The sequence below is a fragment of the Chryseobacterium artocarpi genome, from assembly GCF_001684975.1.
GTDB lineage: Bacteria > Bacteroidota > Bacteroidia > Flavobacteriales > Weeksellaceae > Chryseobacterium > Chryseobacterium artocarpi.
The window spans coordinates 567,197-579,689 of sequence record NZ_MAYH01000034.1 but is presented as its reverse complement, the minus strand read 5'-3'; the positions used below and the strand labels follow the sequence as shown (position 1 = coordinate 579,689).

Genomic DNA, 12,493 nt, shown 5'->3' with positions numbered 1-12,493 from the left:
ATGATTAAGAAACTATTCCTTTGTTTAGGAATTTTCAGTGCAGCTGTTTTCTCAGCACAAAATCAATTTTTAGACCCTACTTTTGGAACGAATGGAGTATTTACATATACTCCGAATAACGCGTATGGATTTGCATACGAAGCAGGAGCTGTAACTTCTCAGAATAAGATCATTGTAAGTGGAAGTCATACGGCAGGTCCTTATGTAGACCAAACAACAAATTTTGTTCAAAGATTAAACGCTGATGGTACTATTGATAATACTTTCAATACTCTAATAATTCCGCCCTCTAATCAAAATGGTGCCTATACTCGTTTGCAAAAAATTTGTATTCAACCTGATCAGAAAATCATTTTGGGAGATATGATGGGAACAAAAATTTTGCGATTAAATGAAAATGGAACTTATGATATGACATTTGGTAATAATGGAGTTGTTAATACATCTATTCTATTTGATCCTTATTTCCCCCCTTATGGAGTGACTGGACCATTCCGTTTGTCTAATATACTGCTAACATTCAATAATAAAATTTTATTATGTATGGAAATAGTTACTGATCAGGAAGCTACTTATATGATTACCCGACTTAATGAAAATGGATGGATTGATACCTCATTCGGAAATAATGGATTAATACTACAGAAAAGTGGTTTTGGACGATTGTTATTACAAAATGATTCAAAAATAGTATTTATAGGGCAAAAGTATGATGGAACCTTTTTAAAGTCTAGGTATACCACAGATGGTATTTTAGATGCTACCTATAATAATAACAATTTACAATATACTCCTTTATCAGGGTATGTTACTTATCTCTTTGGTACGGCTAATAGTGATAATAATATTTATATATATGGGTTTTCCAGTTCAGTAACAGGTGAATATGCTATTACATTAATGAAGTTAGATCAATATGGAGAACTCGATACAACTTTTGGTACTAACGGAATCGTAAATGAACCCTATTATAACAGTAATAATTATTATGTTGATAATAATGGGTTGTTTCCGACTTTATTGTTGGACAATAGTAACAATATATATGTTGTAAACATGGCAAGCCCTACTGGAAATTCTATAGATATGAATCAGTTTATCAAGAAATTCAAACCAAACGGATCTGTTGATACAGGTTTTGGGAATAATGGAGTGGTAGATATCGATTTAGGCTATAGAGATACCTCGAGATCTGCTATTATAACACCTGATCAGAAAATCATGATGTTTGGAAATCATCAAACACCTAGTAAAGGCATTATCACCAGAGTATTGAATAACACAAATACTTTGTCTGTGAAAAATCAAGAGGCTCAAAAAGAAAGCTCAGGTGTTTACCCAAATCCTGTTAAAGACATTCTTTATTTGAAAAATATTAAAAGTAAAGACTTAAATGCAGAAGTGATCGATATAAGCGGAAAAATAATAATGAAGCTTTTAATCAATAACAAAAAAGTAGATGTAAGTAGTCTTGTGAAAGGTGTTTATTTCCTTAGAGTTGGAGAAAATACCCATAAGTTTATTAAAGAATAATAGAAAAGACGAGAAACAATCTCGTCTTTTTTATCATGAGGTGAACAAAGACTTTTACTTTATCAAAATTATGTTTAATCTGTATATTGTCTTATATTTTAAAAATCAATTAATTAGTTTTTTTTGAGCTTCTATATATACCCTCTGATAAGCTTTTTTACCAAATGACAATTGTTTTTAAGTTCTACTTTTATACCTTTACTTATCCACAGTCTGTGGATAAAATATTATGGAAGAACTTTTTAATTACATCAAAAAATTCGGATTGCTGAATAAACAGGATGAGCTTCTTATTGCTGAAGGTATTCGTGAAATTACTGTAAAAAAAGGAGAAACTTTTGTAGAAGCAGGAAAGGTAGGTCAAAAAATTGCTTTTGTAAAAGAAGGAGTCTTCCGGTCTTTGTATTATAATAAACAAGGTGATGATTTTACCCGTTACTTTATATATGAAGGACGTTTTATTGGCGACTTTCAAGGCTTTACTGAACAATTGCCTGCTCATGAAGATATCGAAGCGATCACAGATGCAGTCTTATTGGTAATTGATCTTGATCATTTCAAAATTTTAGAGAAAAAGATAACCATTTGGCCAGTACTATTTGCCAGAATTCACGGCTTTGTAGCTGAAAATAAGCTTAAAGTAGCGAGTATCATGCTTAATCAGGATGCAAAATCCAGATATATTCACTTTTTGAATCATTATCCGGGACTTGCCAATCGAGTTCCTCAATCTATGCTTGCTTCTTATCTTGGTGTAACGCCTTCATCATTGAGCCGCATCAGAAGGAATATCAATGAGTGATGTAATAAAAATAACTTAAACAAAGGAATTGTAAATATTCAATAGGAACGGGCTTTAGCCAGTTCTTTCGTTACAAAAATTTTCCAATTGGCTTTAAACCTAAAATCCATATTCAAGAACCCATTTAAAATTAAATCTAGATTAATAAATATCTACGTTATACATTCATACAGACACGTTTTTGTCAAATGGCAATGGTCTCCTTTTAAAACCAACCTAGCTTTGCATTATAAAATAATTATATGGACATCGTATTAGGACTTCAATGGGGAGATGAGGGAAAAGGAAAGTTTATTGACCTTATCAGCGAGAATTATGACATTGCAGCACGTTTTAATGGCGGAGCTAATGCTGGGCACAGTATTAAGAGAAATGATAGAAGAATTACACTTAAAATGATTCCTTCCGGGATATTTATGGAAGGTGTTCAGAATATCATCGGTACAGGAACTGTTCTTGATCCTGTAAGTTTCAAAAAGGAAATTTTAAATCTTCAGGTATTTGACGAAGCTATTCAGCCTGCAAAAAATCTGATTATTTCTAAAAAGGCTCACTTTGTATTGCCTACTCATAAGCTTTTGGATGTTTACATGGAAAAAAATCCTGCTTATACTACGATAGGAACCACAAAGAATGGAATTGCTCAGGCATATTCAAATAAAATTTTAAGACAAAATGTAAGAATCGGGGATATGTACTTTCCGGATTTTAAAGAAAGAGTAGAACATATTTTGGTGAGAGATTATCAGTTTCTTGCAGATGGTGGAATGAAGTTACCAGACTTCGAAGCTTTATGTGAAGAATTCTTTGATGCTGTAGAGTTTTTAAAACAGTTTAATTGTACAGAAACCGAACTCTTTTTAAATAAAGCTTTGATGGAAGGAAAAACAATATTGGCAGAAGGTTCCCAAGCGGCAATGCTGGATATTGATCATGGAACTTATCCTTATGTAACATCGTCTTCTACCACGGCTTCAGGAGCATGTAGCGGCTTAGGTATTTCACCGAAAAAGATAGGTGAGGTCTTTGGAATTGCAAAAGCCTACTGTACAAGAGTCGGAAATGGAGAATTTCCTACAGAACTTTTTGATGAATTAGGTGATGAGTTGAGAATCAAAGGAAATGAATTTGGATCCAATACAGGACGCCCAAGAAGAATAGGCTGGCTGGATCTTCCGGCTTTACGATATGCTGTAATGATCAATGGAGTTACTCAATTGGTACTGACGAAAGCAGATGTTTTAAGCGGACTGAAATCAGTAGCAGTCTGTACACATTATGAATTGGAAGGCGGAGCTATTGAAACAACAGCAGCAGTGCTTCCTGAAAACGCTAAACCAGTATTAAAATGGCTGGATGGCTGGAATGAAGATTTCTCATCAATTAAAGAATCTTCTGAGCTTCCGAAAGAATTAACAGATTTTCTTTCTTTTCTGGAAACAGAATTAGGCGTTCCGGTGGGGTATCTTTCTATAGGACCGGGAAGAGAGGAGATTTTGAAAATGAAATAATCTTTTTGTTAATATTAAAATTGAGAATAAATTAAAAAAGCGAGGTAAATTCCTCGCTTTTTTAATTTGTATTGTAATTAATAAAAACTGAACTTAAAGCTCTTTTGCCTTTGATTTGTTATTAAGATACGCTATAGTTTTATTATAATTATTATCATCAATGTTTGCCTTATCTAGAATAAAGTGTAACGAAGGCATGGCTGTTATATATATAAACTGATTGTCTAGAATTGAATAAGTAATAGAATCCCAATTAAATTTAAATTCAGATTTATAATTTAAGAATTTAAAGTACTCTGGTGTAAATTCCCATATAACATCTTTAGGATTTAAATTAAATTCTTCAATTTCCTTGTTGAGCGATTCATTGAACTCTTTTTTACGCTTTTGATAAACAACGATATAATTGATATAAGAGAAAATATAAAATAATCCAAAACCTAAGAAAAATAATCCGAAATACTTTTTATAAAATAGCATATAAGCTGCCAATAAAATATAAATGATTCCCCACATGAGGTTCTTTTTATTCTTATTCAGATTCTTTTTCCAAGCTCTTGTAAATTCGTAATAATGGATTTTCCTTAAAATTTTTTCGGAATTAGGGGTGTTGTACGTAAGTACCTCTTCGTTCATGGTTATGTTTTGTTTATTAGTTTAGATATAAAAAAGCGGAGTAAATACCCCGCTTTAAATTTATGCTTTTAAATTTAATTTTAACTCTAATTCATCGAGCTGTGCATCAGCAATGGAAGCCGGAGCATCAATCATCACATCACGTCCGGAATTGTTCTTAGGGAATGCAATATAATCTCTGATCACTTCATTTCCATCAAGAATAGCCACTAAACGGTCAAATCCGAATGCTAAACCACCGTGTGGTGGTGCACCGTACTTGAACGCATTCATTAAGAATCCAAACTGAGCCTCTGCCTCTTCTTTTGTGAAACCTAATAAATCAAACATTTTGGATTGAAGATCTTTGTCAAAAATTCTGATAGATCCACCTCCGATTTCGTTTCCGTTCAATACCATATCATAAGCGTTAGCTCTCGCTTTACCCGGATCGGTTTCCAATAAGTGAATATCTTCAGTTTTTGGAGAGGTGAAAGGGTGGTGCATTGCGTGGTATCTTTGAGTATCTTCATCCCATTCCAATAGAGGGAAATCAACAACCCAAAGTGGTGCAAATTCGTTTCCTTTTCTTAATCCTAAACGGTTTCCAAGCTCCATTCTTAAAGCAGAAAGCTGAGCTCTTACTTTATTTTCGTTTCCGGAAAGAATCAACATTAAGTCTCCTTCTTTTGCTCCGAATTTTTCAATAATCTTCGCTAAATCTTCTTCGTTATAGAATTTGTTAACTGATGAGGTTTTCACTCCGTCATTCTGGAATTTAGCCCAAACCATTCCTGAAGCTCCAATCTGCGGACGTTTCACCCAATCCACAAGCTCGTCGATTTGTTTTCTTGTGTAATCTGCACATCCTTCTACATTAATTCCGACAACTAATTCTGCTTCATCAAATATTTTAAAGTCTTTTCCTTTTACCAATTCGTTAAGCTCTACGAATTCCATTCCGAAACGGATGTCCGGTTTGTCGTTTCCGTATTTTCTCATCGCATCAGCGAAAGTCATTCTTGGGAAAGCTCCGAATTCCTGACCTGTAATATCTTTAATAAGAGTTTTAGTCATTCCTTCGAAAACATTCATTACATCTTCCTGCTCTACAAACGCCATCTCACAGTCGATTTGTGTAAATTCAGGCTGTCTGTCTGCTCTTAAATCCTCATCACGGAAACATTTTACAATCTGGAAATATTTATCCATTCCACCCACCATCAAAAGCTGTTTGAAAGTCTGTGGAGACTGTGGCAATGCATAAAACTGCCCTGGGTTCATTCTGCTTGGAACCACAAAGTCTCTTGCTCCTTCAGGTGTAGATTTAATTAAAACAGGAGTTTCCACTTCAATAAAACCTTCATCAGATAAGTAATTTCTTACCTTCTGAGCCATTTTATGACGGAAAATCAATTTATCTTTTACCGGATTTCTTCTGATATCCAGGTAACGATATTTCATTCTTAATTCCTCACCACCATCCGTTTCATCTTCAATTGTGAAAGGGGGAAGCTGAGAATCATTCAGGATGGTTAGCTTTTCAACTAAAATTTCAATTTCTCCTGTAGGAATATTAGGATTTTTACTTACTCTCTCAATTACTTTTCCGGTAGCCTGAATTACAAATTCACGACCTAGTTTTTTAGCTTCTTCCATCAATTGTGCTGAAGAACGCTCCTGGTCAAATACCAGCTGGGTAATTCCGTAACGATCTCGAAGATCTACCCAAATCATAAATCCTTTATCACGGATAGTCTGTACCCATCCTGATAGTGTAACTTCTTCATTCAGATTCTTTAGAGAAAGCTCTCCGTTTGTGTGTGATCGAAACATAATTATTTGTTTAAAGTTCAATGTTTAAGGTTCTTTTCCGAACCTTGAATTTTTCGTTTGCAAAGATAAGATTTTTGCAGGTTTTATAAATAAAAAAAACTTCCTTTCGGAAGTTTGAATATTGTTTTTAGATCTTTTTAGTCTCTGTTACCACCTCTTGAAAGTAATAAATCTTTCGTCTTTTGATTTTTTCCGCTTTCCGCAATTTCAAAAGGGGTCATGTTTTGACATTTTTTATTAACCTGTGCTTTGTTGTCTAAAAGAAACTTTATAATATTATTTTTCCCCGCAGAAGCACTGAATCCTAGTGGTGAATATGATGCTGATCCTACGGCGAAACATTTGTTATAATCCCCTGGTGCAAAATGTTTTTTAAATATTGCTACATCATCAGTATGGATAGCTTTCATTTTCTCCTGTGTCATAATTTGAGCAGAAAGCATATTGGCAGATGCTAAAATTCCAAACAGAAAAATTGTAGAGGTTATTTTTTTCATAAGAATTATTTTTTTAGAATATACAAATCTAATTAATTTTTATGATCAATTGATAAGTTATCATCAATAATTGGGATTTTAATTTAAGAATTATATAAATAGTTTACAAAATATATCAAAATATGGAAGATTAGAATGAGCATATTGAACGGTTTTAATTCTAAAGTTTACCCATTTCAATTACTTGTCAGATTTCTTTTTAAAACTTTTCATATGCCAATTTTTAATTGGTTTTGAATCAATACTTTTGTTAAACGAAAATTGAAAATCATGACAAAATATATTGACTTCATTAAAAAAGCTTTCAGTGGTGAAGAAACTGACTTTACGAAAGTAAATATCAGAAGTGCTGTTCTGCTTCTTGCGATACCAATGATGCTGGAAATGGCTATGGAGTCCGTATTTGCTCTGGTAGATCTATATTTTGTAGGTCATTTAAAAGAAAGTGGATTTGCAATTCAGACCGTGGGACTTACAGAATCTGTACTTTCCATTATGTATTCCATTGCAATTGGAATGAGCATGGCAGCTACTGCTCTTGTGGCTCGAAGAATTGGTGAGAAAAATCCGGAACAGGCTTCCAGAAGTGCGGCACAGGTTCTATTGGTTTCATTTATCATCACTTTTATTCTGAGTGTCTTTGGAGTTGTTTATGCTGAAGAAATTTTAATTCTTATGGGATCAAAGCCTGAAGCCGCAGCCTATGGAAAAGATTTTACAAGAATTATGATGGGAAGCAGCACTATTATTATGCTGTTGTTTCTTATTAACGGAATTTTCAGAGGTGCCGGAAATGCAATGATAGCGATGAAAAGTTTATGGATTGCCAATATTGCAAACATTATCCTTTGTCCAATTTTGATCAAAGGTTTAGGACCAGTTCCGGCAATGGGGCTTACGGGAGCTGCATTGGCGACAACGATAGGACGAAGTATCGGGGTTGTGTATCAATTGTATCATCTTTTAGTGGCAGATACTCTTATCCGTATCAGGATGACTTATTTTAAACCTCATTTTGAGCTGATAAAATCCATTGTAAAAATTGCAACCCCTGGGATTTTTCAGTTTGTCATTGCTTCATGCAGCTGGATTTTTCTGGCAGAATTAGTAGCGACTACAGGAGGGGAAAATGCTTCTGCAGGTTATCAGACAGCATTACGGTTAATGATGTTCTTTATGCTTCCTGCCTGGGGATTGAGTAATGCGGCTTCTACATTGGTAGGACAGAATATGGGAGCCAATGAAATGGTAAGAGCAGAACAATCTGTAATGAAGACTGTAAAGTATAATGTAATCTTCATGTTGATCGTGAGTTTAATATTTCTGGTCTTAGGTGATTTCCTGGTAAGTTTCTTTACTCAGGAAACGGAGATCAAGGACTTTGCTAAAAATGCACTGCATATTATGAGTGTAGGGTTTATTTTTTATGGAATAGGAATGGTCATGATCAATGCATTCAATGGAGCAGGAGATACATGGACGCCTACCTGGGTGAATCTTTTCGGATTCTGGTTATTTCAGATTCCTTTGGCGTATTTTCTTTCGAAATATCTGGAAATGGGACCAAAAGGTGTTTTTATTTCGATTCCGGCAGCAGAGACTTTGATTACTGTAATTGCTTTTATTCTGTTTAAAAAAGGAAAGTGGAAAACTGTTCAGGTATAATTTCCAGTCTATAGCTTTTTGCTTTCAACGTACATTTATAAAACTTTAACAGCTTAATTCGTTGTGTTTTAATGGTGTATTTCCTAAATTCGTAGTAACAACAAATACTTATTACTATGGGAAAAGGAGACAAAAAATCAAGAAGAGGTAAGATTAATTCCGGAAGCTATGGAAAAAGAAGACCTAAAAAAGCTTCAAAGTCTTTTGTAGCAGCAGAAGAAAAATCTAAAAAGTAAGATCAATAAAAAAGACCAAAGAAATACTCTTCGGTCTTTTTTTTATAAAAAATTAAACTAATTATTTTCCAAAAATATTTCCAAGGATGCTTCCTAATCCGCCTCCTTGCTGTTGTTGGTTTCCGCCACCACCAAGTACACTTCCTAATATGTCATTTAAAGGATTTCCGCCTGATGCCTGAGATTGTCCACCACCTAAAACGCTTCCTAAAATATCATTCAAAGGATTTGACTGCTGAGTCTGAGCCTGATTAGATGCATTTCCAAGAATTCCTCCTAAAAGATCTCCTAAACCACCTGCTCCTACATTACTTTGTTGTTTCTGTTGTCCGATATATCCCATTACCACTGGGGCTAACATTGCCAGAATAGGACCAATTTTATCGATTGAAATTCCTGTATTTTGTGATAATTGGTTCTCAACAGAACTTTTTTGTCCACCAAAAATATGATCAAGAATAGATCCGCCTTCAGCTTGTCTGGCTTCGATTTGTGAAGGATCGTTCAGGATACTTCCGTTGTGATCTTTATCTAATGCACTGTTCAAAGCTTCTGCTTCTTTTGCATCCTGAGATTTATTTCTAAGGTAAGAAATGATAAGAGGAGTAGCTACTGCCAATAAGGCAATGACTTGATTTCTACTGATTCCAAATTTGTTTTCAGCCTGTTCAGCAACTTGGTTGCTTGTGTTCCCTGTAAGTAGGTCGATTAAGCTCATTGTGTTTATTCTAATATTAATTGAATCAAAGTTATCAAAAAATATGCCTGACAAAATATTTCAGGTTCATAATTATTGTTAAAGTTTTCAACCTTACTCCTGAGTATATTTTATCTTAATTCTTTATAATAGGGACGTTAGAACAAGCTTCTCCAAACATCAGAGATTTTACAAGAGGTTTTAATTGTTCTACCAATTCTATATAAGCGTTTTCAGGAATCTCTTTATCCGAACAGCCTTTTACCAAAACTCTTTTTCCCCTCATGTCCTCAAAGTCATAAGTTTGGATTGCATTATGCATCAGGATAACTTCCAGATCTTCACGATTTCCGAATACAATCTTTTTAGCAACATCAGTAAGCTTTGCTGTCAGTACAAAATAAGCCCAAAGTGGAATAATTGTATCTACAGAATTGTAAATATAGATATAGGAATCTTTGTAGTCTTCAACATTGATGGCTTCTACTTTTTCACGGAAATCTTTTTCCTTTAGGATCATTTCCTGGAAAAGAAAATCTTTAAGGTCAATACCTTTTCTCAAGCCTTTTGGAAGCAGAGTCGTAAGGTCAAAATTTATAAGACCGCTTTCCGCAACTTTATTTCTGATTTCAAATTCTTCTGACATTTTTATCATTATCTTTGAACAAATTTACGAATTAAGATCAATATATATTAATTTGTTCTCTATCCTTACCATAGAAACCACCCATGATTCAGTAACGTTTCAGGTGGCTGTTTAAACAATAATAAAGATTTCGGAAGAAATGAAATATTACATTATCGCAGGTGAAGCTTCTGGTGATCTGCACGGAAGCAATTTAATGAAAGCTCTTAAACAAAAGGATCCTCATGTCGAATTTAGATTTTGGGGCGGTGATCTTATGGAAAAGCAAGGCGGAACTTTGGTAAAACATTATCGGGATCTCGCTTTTATGGGATTTCTTGAAGTAGTGATGAATTTACGAACCATTTTAAACAATATTAAATTTTGCAAGCAAGATATTCTGAATAATAAACCGGATGTTTTAATCTTGGTAGATTATCCGGGATTCAATCTAAGGATTGCCAAGTTTGCGAAAGAACTGGGAATTAAAGTCATTTACTATATTTCTCCACAGCTTTGGGCTTGGAAAGAAGGAAGAGTTGAAATTATCAAAAAATATGTGGATGAGATGATGGTGATTCTTCCGTTTGAAGAAGATTTTTATAGAAAACATGGGGTGCATTCTCATTTCGTAGGGCATCCTTTGCTTGATGCTATATCAGATTTACAGGAAATAAATATTGAGACATTCAAGGCGGAAAACGGATTGAATGAAAAAGAAATCATTGCTCTTTTACCAGGATCAAGGAAACAGGAAGTGGAGAAAATGCTGGAAATTATGCTTTCTGTAAGACCACATTTTAAAGACTATCAGTTTGTGATTGCAGGCGCACCAAGTCTTCCCAAAGAATTCTACCAGAAATACGTGGATGACAATGTACATTTTGTTTCCAACAGAACTTATGATTTACTGAGATGTTCAAAAGCTGCTTTGGTGACTTCCGGAACCGCTACTTTGGAAACCGCTTTATTAAATATTCCTGAGGTCGTTTGCTATCGTGGAAGCGCTGTCTCTTATGCCATTGCCAAAAGACTGGTGAAGAATATCAATTATATTTCTTTAGTGAATTTAATTATGGACAGGGAAGTAGTAAAAGAACTGATCCAGGGTGATCTGAATACCAAAAATCTTGTACAAGAGCTTACTCATATTCTTGATGGGGCAAAAAGAGAACAGGTATTGAATGATTACAGCCTTTTAAGAGAAAAACTTGGTGGGAAAGGAGCCAGTGATCATGCAGCTGAGGTTATTTTAAAAGTCTGAAAAATTTTCCCTGAAATTTTAATTCCTGTATTGAAATGAAACATTTAAAGAACTTTCTGTTAATACTGATATGTACACTTTCTTTCTCAAAAACCTTTGCCCAAAAGGAGACAGCTTTAAGGGATAAAGTTCAGATATTTTATTATGGATGGTATGGAAATCTACAAACAGATGGAAGTCTGCAGCATTGGAACCATGAAATCATTCCGCACTGGAACAATCCGAAATGGAATAATCTTGGACATTATAAAGGAGGAGATGATATTGGCGCTAATTTTTATCCGGCATTAGGAAATTATAGTTCTAATGACAAAAGGATCATAGAGAAACACATGCAGATGATGAAGGATTCAGGAGTGGGTGTTGTGGTGATAAGCTGGTTGGGAAAAGATTCTTTTACAGATAAAAGTGTGATGCAGTATCTGGATATTGCACAACGCTTTAATTTGAAAATAGCCTTTCACATAGAGCCTTTCTATAAAACGGTTACTGAACTTAGAGATCAGCTTTCTTATCTTGTTACAACATATTCTCAGCATCCGGCATTTTACAAAAAAGATGGAAAGCCTGTGTATTATGTATATGACAGTTATAAAATAGCTCCGGAAGAATGGTCAAAATTACTTTCCGAAAATGGTGAAAAAACAGTACGTAATACGAAACTTGATGCATTGTATATCGGGCTATGGGTAGAAAAAAATGATTCAGCGTTTTTTGATAAGTCAAGATTCGATGGGTTCTACACTTACTTTGCCAGTGAAGGTTTTGTGTTTGGAAGTACGACTTCCAACTGGAAAGATATGGCTCAATATGCAAAAGATCATCATCTTATTTTTATTCCTTGCGTGGGTCCGGGGTATTCAGATACTAGAATCAGACCATGGAATGAAGCGAATTTTAAAAGCAGGGATAATGGTAAATATTATGAAAAAATGTTTGATGCTGCTATTAAAGTGAATCCTGAATTTATAGGAATTACTTCATTTAATGAATGGCATGAAGGTACACAGATAGAGCCTGCAATTCCCAAAAAAATAGACAATTTTATCTACGAAGATTATGGAAAAGATCAATGGATGTATATCAAAGAAACAAAACGTTTGACGGATAAGTTTCTGAAAGGAAGGTAATACTTTTTCGTGTAAACTCAGTTTTATAGCAAAAAAATAAGCGCCCTGTTGATCTTTTTAAGGTTTACAGGGTGTTTTATTT

At 34.3% G+C, this 12,493-nt stretch carries 12 protein-coding genes; 7 read left to right on the top strand and 5 right to left on the bottom strand.

Annotated features, from left to right (window positions below; all coding sequences use genetic code 11):
* From BBI01_RS14160 to BBI01_RS14150, 3 genes are all read left to right on the top strand, one after another.
* A complete protein-coding gene (locus tag BBI01_RS14160; protein ID WP_165602253.1) occupies positions 1 to 1,533 on the top strand; it encodes a T9SS type A sorting domain-containing protein in 1,533 nt (510 codons plus the stop codon).
* A 229-nt stretch (positions 1,534 to 1,762) separates the two neighbouring features.
* Positions 1,763 to 2,335 carry a Crp/Fnr family transcriptional regulator gene (locus tag BBI01_RS14155; protein WP_065395297.1) on the top strand — a complete coding sequence of 191 codons (573 nt, stop codon included), beginning with the start codon at positions 1,763 to 1,765 and terminating at the stop codon, positions 2,333 to 2,335.
* Positions 2,336 to 2,577: 242 nt separating this feature from the next.
* Complete coding sequence (locus BBI01_RS14150) at positions 2,578 to 3,846, top strand: adenylosuccinate synthase (RefSeq protein WP_065395296.1); 1,269 nt, start codon at positions 2,578 to 2,580, stop codon at positions 3,844 to 3,846.
* Between the two features lie 93 nt (positions 3,847 to 3,939).
* Here the strand turns inward: BBI01_RS14150 and BBI01_RS14145 are convergent, their stop codons facing one another.
* The 3 genes from BBI01_RS14145 to BBI01_RS14135 form a co-directional block, all read right to left on the bottom strand.
* Positions 3,940 to 4,482 (bottom strand): hypothetical protein, encoded by a 543-nt coding sequence (locus tag BBI01_RS14145; RefSeq protein WP_065395295.1) that lies wholly within the window; start codon positions 4,480 to 4,482, stop codon positions 3,940 to 3,942.
* 60 nt (positions 4,483 to 4,542) lie between these two features.
* Positions 4,543 to 6,297, bottom strand: a complete 1,755-nt coding sequence (gene aspS / locus BBI01_RS14140) for an aspartate--tRNA ligase (RefSeq protein ID WP_065395294.1) — start codon at positions 6,295 to 6,297, stop codon at positions 4,543 to 4,545.
* A 137-nt stretch (positions 6,298 to 6,434) separates the two neighbouring features.
* Positions 6,435 to 6,794 (bottom strand): ankyrin repeat domain-containing protein, encoded by a 360-nt coding sequence (locus tag BBI01_RS14135; protein ID WP_065395293.1) that lies wholly within the window; start codon positions 6,792 to 6,794, stop codon positions 6,435 to 6,437.
* Positions 6,795 to 7,064: 270 nt separating this feature from the next.
* Here BBI01_RS14135 and BBI01_RS14130 point away from each other — a divergent pair, with 270 nt between their 5' ends.
* Both BBI01_RS14130 and BBI01_RS14125 read left to right on the top strand, forming a co-directional pair.
* Complete coding sequence (locus BBI01_RS14130; protein WP_065395292.1) at positions 7,065 to 8,459, top strand: MATE family efflux transporter; 1,395 nt, start codon at positions 7,065 to 7,067, stop codon at positions 8,457 to 8,459.
* Positions 8,460 to 8,575: 116 nt separating this feature from the next.
* Positions 8,576 to 8,695 carry a 30S ribosomal protein THX gene (locus BBI01_RS14125; RefSeq protein ID WP_065395291.1) on the top strand — a complete coding sequence of 40 codons (120 nt, stop codon included), beginning with the start codon at positions 8,576 to 8,578 and terminating at the stop codon, positions 8,693 to 8,695.
* Between the two features lie 61 nt (positions 8,696 to 8,756).
* Here BBI01_RS14125 and BBI01_RS14120 read toward each other — a convergent pair whose 3' ends face one another.
* Both BBI01_RS14120 and BBI01_RS14115 read right to left on the bottom strand, forming a co-directional pair.
* On the bottom strand, positions 8,757 to 9,413 hold the full coding sequence (locus BBI01_RS14120; RefSeq protein ID WP_065395290.1) for a DUF937 domain-containing protein: 657 nt from the start codon (positions 9,411 to 9,413) through the stop codon (positions 8,757 to 8,759).
* A gap of 115 nt (positions 9,414 to 9,528) precedes the next feature.
* On the bottom strand, positions 9,529 to 10,038 hold the full coding sequence (locus BBI01_RS14115) for a DUF2480 family protein (RefSeq protein WP_065395289.1): 510 nt from the start codon (positions 10,036 to 10,038) through the stop codon (positions 9,529 to 9,531).
* Between the two features lie 139 nt (positions 10,039 to 10,177).
* On the opposite strand from BBI01_RS14115, the gene lpxB reads away from it, so the two are divergent.
* Positions 10,178 to 11,281: a lipid-A-disaccharide synthase gene (lpxB, locus tag BBI01_RS14110; RefSeq protein ID WP_065395288.1), complete on the top strand. Its 1,104-nt coding sequence runs from the start codon at positions 10,178 to 10,180 to the stop codon at positions 11,279 to 11,281.
* A 35-nt stretch (positions 11,282 to 11,316) separates the two neighbouring features.
* Entirely contained in the window at positions 11,317 to 12,411 is a 1,095-nt protein-coding gene (locus BBI01_RS14105) for a glycoside hydrolase family 99 protein (RefSeq protein WP_065395287.1), read from the top strand.
* Positions 12,412 to 12,493 lie beyond the last annotated feature (82 nt).